The following is a 12,265-nucleotide window of genomic DNA, read 5'->3' as shown; positions in this document are numbered from 1 at the left end:
CTTTTGCGTTGTTCTTATCCACGCGCAATACAAGTATCCAGTCTGACCGATGTCCCGGCCGGCGAGTAAAAAAACTATAGCTCACAACACCGGCCTGCGAGCTACTGCTAAAGTATACTTTTGGCTGTTTAGTTATGAATTTGGCTAAACCGAGCTGCCGTTTCGGCTGGGTGTTCGCCCCGCCTAGGCTTCTGACAATGTTTGCTGTCACCGCAGTAAAACATCAGGTATGTTAAGATAATGCTTTGATTATTTGACTATTATTAACATGCTCAGTATTTGGTCGGTGGGTGCCATTGTTATTGGTTACCTGACACTTTTATTCGTTATCGCGTTTGCCGGGGATAAATGGCTACGAGCGAATGAGCAGCATCCTGTGCTGTATAGTCTGGGGCTGGGTGTGCACTGCACGTCATGGGCGTTTTTTGGTACCACTACCCAGGCGGCCCAATTTGGCTGGGCGGTGGTTCCCACCTACGCAGGCATTATATTAGTCATGGCATTTATGTTTCCGGTACTGTTAAGAATTAACCGGTTATGTCAGCAACATAGCATAAGCTCGCTAGCCGATTTCATCGCCTTGCGTTATCAAGGCGCACATTTTATTGCGGCGCTGATTACACTACTGTGTTTTATCGGCGTGATCCCTTACCTTGCCCTGCAACTCGATGCCATCACTAAAAGCATCAATTTACTCGCGCCACATCAGGAACAGCAAAGCAACGCGGTAGGCTTATACGTGGCTGCGCTGATGGCGCTGTTTGCCATTCTATTTGGAACCCGCACCCTGAGTTTAAAAGACAAGCACCCCGGTTTGTTACTAACCATTGCCGTTGAGTCAGTGATCAAGCTTGCCGGACTGACTATTGTCGGTATTTATGTTTGTTACAGCCTGTTCGATGGGCCCCTTGATCTGCTTGCCCAAGCAGGCCAGCACCCGGTAGCCCAAGCGGTCATTTATGCTGACAGCGCCCTGTGGGTGTACCTTAGCCATGTGTTGCTAGGGGTTTGTTCCATGTTCATTTTGCCACGCCAGTTTCACATGAACTTTGTAGAAAGTAATGGTGATGGTGAGCTGCGCACCGCACGCTGGTTATTTCCACTTTATTTGCTGGCTATCACCACCTTTGTATTACCTATAGCCCTTGCCGGAAGCATGTTACTGGATACGGATATAGTAAGCTCTGATACTTTTGTGCTGGCCCTGCCTTTACATACTGACAATGCGCCGGTAGCACTGGCCGCCTTTATTGGCGGATTGTCTGCTACCTCCAGCATGATTATTGTCGCCACCCTGGCGCTAGGGATCATGATTGCCAATAATCTTATTACGCCGTTATGGCTTAAAATCCGGCTGGCTAAACGCTCTGTCGGCTCAATGCAATCCAGCGGTATTCTGACTATTCGCCGCTTAACCGTATTGGTCGTGTTATCGGTGGCGTTTTGGTATCACCTGAATATCAGTCAGTCGGCACCTTTAGTGAAAAGTGGCATTGTGGCTATAGCGCTGTTAGCACAAATGCTGCCGGCAATGTTATTTGGCTTGTATTGGTCGCGTAGTTCGGTCATGGCAGCGAGCCTGGCTATGCTGGCCGGCTTGTGTTGCTGGATAGTCTGGTTGCTGTATCCCAGCTTACTGGCCAGCTATTACTTTAACCCTGCTCCCAGCGATGCACAGTTGGGGCGCGGTTTTGTGCTAAGCCTGATGGTAAACTGTATAACCTTTATTATCGTCAGCTTATGCAGCCGAGTTACCCGCGACAGCACAGACGCTAGGTCTTGCGCCCCCCTTATTCCGCAACTGGCAATTCGGGTGGCCGACCTTATGCAACTGACGGCCAGGGTACTGGAAACCAGTGAGCAAAATCGTCTATTGGCCCAATTATCCGGCCAACCTACCCAAGGTTTTGCCAGTGCTGCTTTGCTGCAAAATGTCGAGCATAAATTGGCTGGCCAAGTGGGCCCACCCAGCGCCCGTGTGTTATTAAGTGCCATTGCCCAAACCAGCCATACTGAACTTCCTGAACTAGTCGACTGGGTTGAAGAGGCCTCGCAAACCTTTCAATTCAACCATGAGGTATTGCAGTCATCAGTGCAGCATATTCAGCAAGGCATTAGCGTGTTAGACAGTAATCTTGCCTTGTTGGCCTGGAACGACCGCTATATTGATCTATTCCATTACCCAGCACATTTTCTGCATACGGGTATGCCTATTACTTCATTATTGCGCTATAACGCGCGTCGCGGCCTGCTGGGAAATAGTCGTGATGTAGAGGCTGACATTGCCAAACGCGTGGCTTATATGAAAGCCGGCACGCCTTACAAGTATTTGCGTAAACAACCGGATGGTCGCGCTATTGAACTTAACGGCAGCCCCCTGCCCGGGGGTGGCTATGTAACGACCTATAGTGATATTACTGAATATACGCGTATCCAGGAAGCCCTGGAACAAGCCAAAGATGCTTTGGAAGCACGCGTCGCTGCGCGTACCGAGCAATTACATCATGCCCGGCTTGAAGCGGAGCTGGCCAATGAAAGTAAAACACGCTTTTTAGCCGCTGCCGGCCACGACCTGATGCAGCCTTTTAATGCCGCCACGCTATTTGCTTCCATGCTAGCCCAGAAAACTACCGGTACCGAACTGGAAACATTAAGTAAGGGGGTCACCTCCTCCCTGGCATCTGCTGAAAGCTTACTTACCATGCTACTAGATATGACACGGCTGGAATCAGGCGTACTCAAGCCGCAGTTCTCCCGCTTTGCGCTGGACGAGGTGCTGGGCCCGCTAGTACGGGAATTCACCGTTATCAGTGAACAAAAAGGGTTGCACTTACGCTATGTCACTAGCTCAGTATGGGTACATTCAGACCGGCGTTTATTACGCCGCATTGTGCAAAACTTGTTGTCTAACGCCATTCGCTATACCGACCGCGGTAGCGTGGTTATTGGCACGCGACGCCGCTTAGCTGGGCAGGTTGAAATCTGGGTATGTGATACCGGCCCCGGCATTGCCGCAGATAAACAACACGAGGTATTTGCCGAGTTCCATCAACTTGATAGTCAGCACAATAACCCGGGGTTAGGGTTGGGCCTGACTATTGTAGAGCGCATGAGCGCCCTGCTTGAGCACCCCGTAGGTTTGTTTTCCCAACTGCATAAGGGCACTCGTTTTACAGTAACCCTGCCGCGAACAGTCCCCACCATTATGCCACCGGCTAACATAGGCCGCACCGCTGCCGATAACACGGTGCCATTTTTACACAATGTGCAGGTGTTGTTAGTTGAAAACGATGAGCAGATATCCCACGCCCTGACATTGTGCTTTCAAGATTGGGGCGCACAGGTGATTTGTGCCACAGATGGCGAGCAAGCTAAGCGATGTTGCCCTGCTCCACCCGCTATTATGTTGTTGGATTATCATTTAAATGGTAAAGAACGAGGCACTACGCTAGCCCGTGAGTTGCGCGTGTTCTGGGGTCAGCCTGTACCAGGAATATTAAATACTGCAAACCGGGAGGAAGGAATTAAAGAGATGGCCGCCCGATTCGACTTGCTGTATTTGGCTAAACCGGTAAAACCCTTGCTGTTACGGCGTGCAGTTAAGAAGCTGCTGAGCCAACCCCAGAGTGGCCCGACACCAGTTGATTAAACAACACGCCAGCTTGGGTACGGTTCACAACATTGAGTTTTCTTAATACAGCGGATACATGCTGCTTGACCGTAGACTCAGAGATTGCCAGTTCATAGGCTATCTGTTTATTCAGCAGACCATCGGCGAGCATTTTTAATACCCGGTATTGATGAGGGGTTAATAGTGCCAAGCCTTTGGCAAACTGGCTTTCTTCCTGGCTCAAATCGGCCACCGAAAGTGATCCGGCAGGCACCCAAACATCGCCCTCCATAATTTGCTTTACCGCACGGGTAATGGTTTCTAACGGCGTCGATTTTGGTATGTAGCCACTGGCACCCATTTCCATTACACGTTTGATCAAGCCTGGATCTTCTTCTGCGGATACCACCACAACGAGCAGTTGATCATGGCGAGCAAGCAATTCGGCCAGGCCGGACAGGCCTTGATTACCCGGCATGTTTAAATCCAGAAATACCAGTTCAATGGCATCGTGTTGTTGAAGGACACTGCAGGCTTCATTCAGCGTTGCCGCTTCATGCAGCGTGCCCTGTACTACGCCACTTAACGCTTGCTTCATGGCGGCTCTGAACAGGGGATGGTCGTCAGCAATCAGTACCTGTGTTTGCATAGTCTTCGAACAACTTTTTTATCAACCTGTTAACAGTCTATCAACATAGTCTGGCCGATACAAAGCTTTTGCCACGGATTTAAAAAGGGCCTTACGGCCCTTTTGTAGATTTACCTGAAACCGTTTCTTCAGAAGCGGTAACCAACCGTAAGATGGACGGTTCGCGGATCGCCGTAGTAACCGATTAAGGTGGTATCGTTACCCAGGCCCGGGCCGAAGCTGCCACCTTCATTGCGGGTGACAAAATCGTAGCCACCCACAATATATTCTTCATCCGTGAGGTTTTTCAGGTGCAGACCGCCATACCACTGGCCTTCCACGCTTTCCCAGCCAAGGCTAAGATTAAGTAATCCGTAGCCATCCTGCTCAATCAGGTCGCTGGTTTCAAATATCAGATAATCATCGCGATAATAGTAATTAGCATTAAAAGTGAAGAAACCATAACTGGTGTCCATTCCGTAATTTGCCGCCAGATTAAGCGTACTTTCCGGGGTGCTGGCCAGGCCAATAAGGGGCGGTACTGCATTATTCTTTTTGATTTCAAAATCAATATAACCGTAGGCTATATCGAAGGTCAGATTATCGCTGGCAACATAGGTTGCTTCCAGTTCAAGCCCTTTAGCCGCAGTTTCTGCGGCATTGCGCAGTCGCTGTTGTAGCGCGGTGGGATCGTCGGTATTTCCTTCAATTCCAATATACTGGCGATCTTTGTGGTCATAGGAAAATACCGTAGCATTCATCCGTAATGATTCATTAATATCACTCTTAATGCCCAGCTCGAACGAGTCAACCACTTCCGGGCTAACGCCAGGCTCGTTCACGGTAGCCCTGGGGTTGAACGTACCCGATTTAAAACCTTGGGCATAGCTGGCAAACAGCATAATATCTTTGTTGAATTTGTACTCAACTCCCAAGCGCGGGGTAAAACGCGACCAGCTTTCAGTAGCCGGGGCATCCAATACTCCATCGCTATCGGTGTCGCTACCTAATACCTGTGGAATGGCCACATCGGCAGGGCGTACAAAGCCGTCTACCCACCCGCTCTCGGGATATAAATTGTATAACACCGTGCCGTTATACACGGTGGCCTGCTTTTCTTCGTCAGTAAAGCGGGCCCCTAACGATACGGATAGCTGCTCGGTAATATCATAGTTGAGCTGTGCATAGCCCGCCCAGCTTTCGCTGTTGTTACAGCCTGACACCTCGCGGGTGAAGCCCGGCGTTCCTTCCGGGAATATGGCCAGGTCAGCGTAGTCGCGCCCTAGTACACCCAGTACCGCATCAAATACCCCACACGATTCACCTTCATAATAATACACACCACTAACAATATTGAAGTTGTCGCCAGCGTAATTCGCTTGTAATTCATGGGTGTCGTTATCGTCTTCGTAAATCGCCGGCACATCAAAAATGTCCAGTTGGGTATTGTCAAAATCAATATTAGTGGGCGAATAACTATCGCGATGCGAGCCTATGTATTTTAGCTGTAATGCATCGGAAACATCATACCGCAGCATCCAGCTATACCCTTCGAGTTCGACCTTATTATTGGTCGGTAAACTGGTATAGGAATCAAAAACCGAGTCTGGTTGCGGAGCGTCAGTACGCAAGCTAGGTAATAAGCGATAGCCCCCCTTGGCATTGGAGTCATCTTCGGTCTTATCCCAGCCAAAGCGCAAAAATAAATTATCCGTAGGATGAATTTCCAACGTTAAGCGGGCGGCCCATAAATCTTTATTGTAGTTTTCCCGATCCTGCCCCGGCTGAGCAGAGATAAGAAATTCACCAAAACCATCGCGGTTTAAATTGGCATAGCCGAAGCCAAGATAAACTTTATCTTCCATTAGCGGATACTGGCCAGTGATTTTGGCATCACGCTGGCTGTAACTGCCTACGGTGCCCTGAATATTCAGCTGTGGCTCGCCGGTCATTTCTTTCGTGACATACTTAACCGCACCACCGATGGTGTTTTTTCCATACAGAGTGCCCTGCGGGCCCCGCAATACTTCAATACGTTGAACGTCGAGTAAATCCATAACCGCCCCCTGGGGGCGCGCTATATAAACATCGTCCACATAAATACCGACCCCTGGCTCATACCCCCATAATGGGTCCTGTTGACCCAGACCGCGAATAAACGCGGTAAGTGTTGAATTCGTCCCACGGCTGGTTTGTAGAGTGGTGTTTGGCGAAAACTGTTGTACTTCGGTGAGTACGCTAATGCCCTTTTCGGTTAGCTCTGCGGCGCCAATAGAGGTGATGGCTACCGGTACTTCTTGCAATGTTTCAACCGTTTTACGTGCGGTGACTTCGATTCTTTCCAGCTTGCCTTTTTCAGGCTCGGCGCTGGCTTCAGCTTGCTGCGCGCTGGCTAAGGGTGCCCAGGTACAGGCAGCAGCCACAGCAATGGCGCACAATGAACGCTGGTATTCACGGGTAGTACGGTAGATGTGTTTCATAACAAGTCCCTATTATTGTAACTATCTGGAGTCGTTTTATTATTAGGCTATCGATGAAAAAGTAATCTAATCCACTTTGGCGCAAAGGTATCTAGTACGTTAGTACGTAGCACCAAAGTCCTACGTACTAACGTACTATAGGCTTGACAGGGGCATACAGTCACAATGCGTTTGCAGATTATTGGCAGGCTACATCGGCAAATTATTACAAGGAAACGCAATATGTTAAGTATGTTTGGCCTGGTGTCCGGCCTGGTGTTACTGATAGTACTGACTATCCGGGGTATGAACCTGTTTATCGCCGCTCCGGTTTGTGCGTTATTGGTGGCGGTAACCAATCAGATTCCGGTATTTACCGGCGACAGTAGTTTTATCGACTTGTATATGTCCGGGTTTTCCGGATTTATCGCCGCCTGGTTTTTTATGTTTTTACTGGGCGCTATTTTTGGCAAATTTATGGAAGACACCGGCGGCGCCGATGCAGTGGCGCGCTGGATAGTCAGCAAGCTAGGCTTCAAACATGCAGTATTGGCCGTGGTGTTGGCCTGTGCCATCTTAACCTACGGTGGCGTAAGTCTGTTTGTGGTGGCCTTTTCGGTATACCCAATGGCCGTTAGCCTGTTTAAAGATGCTAATTTACCGCGACGTTTCATTCCCGCTACCCTTGCCTTTGGCTCAGTAACATTCACCATGACCTCAGCCGGCTCGCCTGAAATTCAAAACTGGATCCCGATAAAATACCTGGGTACTTCGCCCTTTGCAGCCTGGGAAGTAAGTTTAGTGGTGGCGTTGTTTATGGCCTGCTTCGGATACTGGTGGTTACGCCGTATGATTAACAAAGCGCTGGCCAACGGGGAAACCTTCGAACCGCGAGAGCAAGATCCCAAAATTGCTGAACGCGATTATCCTCATCCTTTATCTGGCCTGGTGCCGTTGTTGGTAGTGCTGGTTTTATCTTTTCTATTACATGACAGCCTTGCTCAATACGCCCTCATAATTGCATTAACCGGCGGCGTATTAACCCTGATGGTAATTAACTTTCGGTATTTTCAAAACCTGGCCGGCGCGGTTAATACCGGTACTACAGGGGCCTTGGTGGCGATTGGAAATACGGCAGCGGTGGTGGGGTTTGGCAGCATTGCAAAAAATACTGAGGCGTTTGCGGCTACCGTTGATTTAATGACGCAACTGCCAGGCAACGAGCTTATCGGGGCGGCAATCGCGGTGAGTGTTATTGCTGGTTTGACCGGTTCAGCATCGGGCGGACAGGTGATAGTATTACCTTTGGTTGCGCCGCATTATATCGACCAGGGCGTGCCCCCTGACCAACTGCACCGGATTGTTGCTATCTCATCCGGTGCGCTGGATACTCTGCCCCACAACGGCTATGTGGTAACCACTATTCGCGCCATATGCCATGAAACGCACCAGGCTGCCTACCGCGCCATGGCTGCGCTTACGTTGGTCACGCCGGTATTGGGGTTAACCCTTGCTATTGCTCTGTTTAGTGTGTTTTAAGGACGGCTTTATGAACTTCTCTGTCATCCGCGGCTTAGTTGCCCTCATCTGTCTGTTCAGTGTGGCCGGCCACGCCAATGAACTGCCCCTGGTAGAAAAGCATACTTATACCACTACTGATTTTGCGCTGTTTTCTGGCAAGCGTCTGGCCGAAGTAAAGGTTGGCTGGGAAAGCTACGGAACGTTGAATGCCGATAAGAGCAATGTGGTGCTTATTACACATTATTTTTCCGGCTCCTCCCATGCTGCCGGAAAATACCGCACCGAGGATCCTTCCCCCGGCTACTGGGACGCGATAATAGGCCCCGACAAAGCCATCGATACCAATAAATTTTTTGTAATAAGTGTCGACTCGTTAGTGAATCTGTCGGCCTATTCACCCGATGTGGTGACTACCGGGCCAACCAGTATTAACCCGGCCACCCAAAAACCTTATGGGCTGGATTTTCCGGTGGTAACCATACGGGATTTTGTAAATATTCAGAAGCAGGTTCTGGAAAGCCTGGGGATAACCGGTTTACATGCGGTGGTAGGGCCTTCAATGGGCTCTATGCAAGCTATTGACTGGGCCAGTGCGTACCCCTCGTGGGTGCCCAGAATGGTATCGGTAATTGGCGCGGGACAAAGTGATGCCTGGACCACCGCAGCCCTTGAGCACTGGGCTTTACCCATCAAACTCGACCCGCAATGGCAACACGGCAATTATAGCAAAGCCAAGCCACCTACCGAAGGCTTAGTTGCCGCGCTAATGCTGATTACCCAACAAGCCCTTCATCCAGGATTTTTCAACCAGCAAGGTAACACCCTGAACTACCGCCCATTAGAAGACGCCCCTCTTCAGGATATTACCGCCAACCACTCTATTGTCACCTGGCTGGAAAAACGGGCACGGGCGCGGGCCAGTGAAATGGATGCGAATCATTTGTTGTATCTGGTGAGAGCCTGTCAGCTGTTTGTGACGGGCCATCAGGCATCACTGGCACAAGGTATTGAGTCTATTCAGGCAAAAACCTTATTTTTACCCGCCAGTAACGATCTATTATTGATGCCTTATCTTGCTAAAAATGCGCACGAAGCGCTGCGCCATGCACAAAAAGATAGCGATTATATCGAATTAACCGGTGATTTGGGTCATCTGGAAGGGGTACTCGATATTCAAGAACAGCGGCATAAGCTAAAAGCTTTCCTTGAAAAGTAACTAAGGAATTTTATGAAAAACACCCTCGTAGCCATAACCTGTAGTTTGTTGACGTTGCCTGTTTTCGCCACGACGTTGACGCTCAGTGCAGATAATATCACCGTCTCGGGTTTGTCCTCGGGCGGCTATATGGCGAATCAGTTTCATCTGGCCTACGGCGACCGGGTAAGTGGCGCTGCTATTATCAGCGCCGGGCCGTTTTATTGTGCGCAAAATGACATTACCGTGGCATTAGGTGGCTGCGTGGATAAAATGGCAGAGACAACGGATTTGGGCAAACTGAATGCTCATGCAGAAAAACTGGCGAACCGCGGCCAGCTTGCGCCGTTGAGCGAGCTGGCGAATGACAAGGTCTGGTTATTTCATGGCGACCGTGACCAGCGGGTAGCCGAAGAGGTCAGCGCCCTGTTATACCAGCAGTATCAACAGTGGGTAAACCCGCAAAATGTTAGCTACATTAAAAATAAACCTTTTGGTCACGTGTTTCCTACGCTGGATAACGGTGAAGGCTGTGCCGCATCAAACAGCCCGTATATTGGCCAGTGTAATTATGATGCGGCCGGTGCAGCCTTGCAGTTTATGTATGGCGAACTGACACCTGCGGCTGATGCGTTAAGCGGTGAGATTATCCGGTATGATCAACATGCCCTGGCGGGTCCGCAGGCTGAAACGCTGGCGCAAACCGGTTATGCCTATGTGCCCAAGAGCTGCGCCGAGGGCCAGGCCTGTAACGTGCACATCAGTTTTCATGGCTGTAATCAGTACGCCGATGCCATCGGGCAGGCCTATGTTGAACAAACCGGATTTAACCGTTGGGCTGACACCAACAATATGGTGGTGTTTTATCCGCAAACCCGTAAGTCGTTATTTATGCCTTTAAACCCACAAGGCTGTTGGGACTGGTGGGGCTATACTGACGAGCATTACGCCACCCGTGACGGCGCCCAAATCAACGCGGTAATGGCCATTGTCGATGCCTACATTTCACAAAAGGAATCCCTATGAAGACCTGTAATGTTTTTATAACCGGTGGTGCCAGTGGTATAGGCTTTGGTATTGCTGAAGAACTGGCGCAATCCGGCCATCATGTCATTCTGGCCGACATAAACGAACAAGCCGCCCATGATGCTGCGGCTAGCTTAACCGCCAAAGGTTTATCAGCCAGTGCTATTGTGGTGGATGTGACCAATGCACAAAGTGTGGCGGAGTTGCCCGCAGCGCTGGTAGACACCCCGGTCGATATTTTAATAAATAATGCCGGTATCCAACATGTATCCAAGCTGGAAGACTTTCCTGCGCAAAAATGGCAACAGCTGATCAATATCATGTTGGTGGGGCCCGCACTGCTGTGTCAAACGTTTCTACCCGGCATGAAAAGCCGTAACTTTGGCCGTATTATTAATATTGGCTCTATACACTCGTTAGTGGCCTCGCCGTATAAGTCAGCCTATGTCGCGGCAAAGCATGGCTTGTTGGGCCTTGCAAAAACCATTGCGCTGGAAGTTGAACAGGCTGATATAACCATTAATACCCTGTGCCCTGCCTATGTCAAAACCCCATTGGTAGAGCAGCAAATTGCTAACCAGGCTAAAGAAAATGGCATCTCCGAGGAACAGGTTATCAGCGATATCATGCTAAAACCCATGCCTAAAAAAGCCTTTATTACGATTGCCGAATTAGCCGCCTCTACCCAATTTTTGATTAGCCCGGCGGCGCGCAATATGACCGCCCAAACCCTGGTGCTTGATGGTGGCTGGACAGCTCGGTAACCCTTTATTTTGTCCGCTTTTTTATGCTAATGTCCATCCATTCCTCAGGCCATGGACATTAGCACACCATGCACTATAAAACGGTCGGCCTTATCGGCAAACCCGGTCACGCTGAAACCCAGGCGACATTGAACCACTTAATTGATTTTTTACAGCAGCGCGGCTGCAAAATCTTAATTGAAGAGACTATTCGCCACGAATTAAAAGATCCGACTATTCCAGGACATAATTTAGTGCAAATCGGCAAACAGGCTGATTTGGCGGTAGTGGTAGGCGGCGATGGCAGTATGCTGGGAGCAGCGCGGGTATTATCCAGGTTTGATATCCACGTAGTAGGAGTTAACCGGGGAAACCTTGGGTTCTTAACCGATATCCACCCTGATGAGATCACCGAACAGTTGGACCTTATCTTCAATGGCGAAGCCATTGTTGAACAACGTTTTTTACTTGAAGTCGGCGTTTACCGTCATGAAAAGCTAAAAAGCAGCAATGCAGCGGTTAACGAAATCGTATTGCACCACGGTAAAGTGGCTCATATGATGGAGTTTGAGATCTACATAGATGATCAATTCGTCTTTTCCCAGCGCTCAGATGGTCTTATTGTAGCGACGCCCACCGGCTCCACGGCTTATTCACTATCTGCCGGTGGCCCGATAATCATGCCTAAACTGGATGCCATGACGCTGGTACCGATGTTCCCGCACACATTAAGTAGCCGGCCTATTGTAGTTGATGCCAACTGCACCGTATCAATGCGCGTTTCGAAAGTGAATAGCGATAGCCTGCAAATAAGCTGTGATAGCCATATTGTATTGCCGGTGCTGCCAGGGGATGAGATAAAAGTACACAAAAGCCAGGATACCCTCTCGCTGGTTCATCCCAAGGGGTATAGTTACTTTAATGTATTGCGTAATAAGCTCAGTTGGGGAAGTAAGCTGTACTAAAGTAATGAATAGCGACCATGAGTTGCGTTTTTCAATCAAAAGGGTGTGTCGGTGCCGTTTACGCCTATCGCTGTGTGCCCGGTATGCGCCAAGCTATCTGGCGCTGCCACCCGCGCTT

At 49.6% G+C, this 12,265-nt stretch carries 8 protein-coding genes; 6 read left to right on the top strand and 2 right to left on the bottom strand.

Going from position 1 to position 12,265, the window contains the following annotated elements:
• Positions 1-268: 268 nt before the first annotated feature.
• On the top strand, positions 269-3,649 hold the full coding sequence (locus D0Y50_RS06615; RefSeq protein ID WP_117318652.1) for a PAS domain-containing hybrid sensor histidine kinase/response regulator: 3,381 nt from the start codon (positions 269-271) through the stop codon (positions 3,647-3,649).
• On the opposite strand, the gene D0Y50_RS06610 is transcribed toward D0Y50_RS06615, so the two are convergent.
• Positions 3,600-4,259 (bottom strand): response regulator, encoded by a 660-nt coding sequence (locus D0Y50_RS06610; RefSeq protein WP_108568475.1) that lies wholly within the window; start codon positions 4,257-4,259, stop codon positions 3,600-3,602. The genes D0Y50_RS06615 and D0Y50_RS06610 overlap by 50 nt on opposite strands.
• 128 nt (positions 4,260-4,387) lie before the next feature.
• Positions 4,388-6,718, bottom strand: a complete 2,331-nt coding sequence (locus tag D0Y50_RS06605; protein WP_117316070.1) for a TonB-dependent receptor — start codon at positions 6,716-6,718, stop codon at positions 4,388-4,390.
• Positions 6,719-6,940: 222 nt separating this feature from the next.
• Here D0Y50_RS06605 and D0Y50_RS06600 point away from each other — a divergent pair, with 222 nt between their 5' ends.
• The 5 genes from D0Y50_RS06600 to nadK all read left to right on the top strand — a co-directional run bounded on the left by D0Y50_RS06600 (position 6,941) and on the right by nadK (position 12,147).
• Positions 6,941-8,236 (top strand): GntP family permease, encoded by a 1,296-nt coding sequence (locus D0Y50_RS06600; RefSeq protein WP_117316068.1) that lies wholly within the window; start codon positions 6,941-6,943, stop codon positions 8,234-8,236.
• Between the two features lie 10 nt (positions 8,237-8,246).
• On the top strand, positions 8,247-9,434 hold the full coding sequence (locus D0Y50_RS06595; RefSeq protein ID WP_117316066.1) for an E22 family MetX-like putative esterase: 1,188 nt from the start codon (positions 8,247-8,249) through the stop codon (positions 9,432-9,434).
• A 12-nt stretch (positions 9,435-9,446) separates the two neighbouring features.
• Complete coding sequence (locus D0Y50_RS06590; protein WP_108568479.1) at positions 9,447-10,439, top strand: extracellular catalytic domain type 2 short-chain-length polyhydroxyalkanoate depolymerase; 993 nt, start codon at positions 9,447-9,449, stop codon at positions 10,437-10,439.
• Positions 10,436-11,203 (top strand): 3-hydroxybutyrate dehydrogenase, encoded by a 768-nt coding sequence (locus tag D0Y50_RS06585; RefSeq protein WP_108568480.1) that lies wholly within the window; start codon positions 10,436-10,438, stop codon positions 11,201-11,203. The genes D0Y50_RS06590 and D0Y50_RS06585 overlap by 4 nt, the downstream gene beginning before the upstream one ends.
• Positions 11,204-11,271: 68 nt before the next feature.
• Entirely contained in the window at positions 11,272-12,147 is an 876-nt protein-coding gene (gene nadK, locus D0Y50_RS06580; protein ID WP_108568481.1) for an NAD(+) kinase, read from the top strand.
• Positions 12,148-12,265 lie beyond the last annotated feature (118 nt).

Origin of the sequence: Salinimonas sediminis, assembly GCF_003429285.1 — a bacterium.
In the GTDB taxonomy this organism is placed as follows: Bacteria; Pseudomonadota; Gammaproteobacteria; order Enterobacterales; family Alteromonadaceae; genus Alteromonas; species Alteromonas indica.
This window is presented reverse-complemented; position numbering and strand designations above follow the sequence as displayed.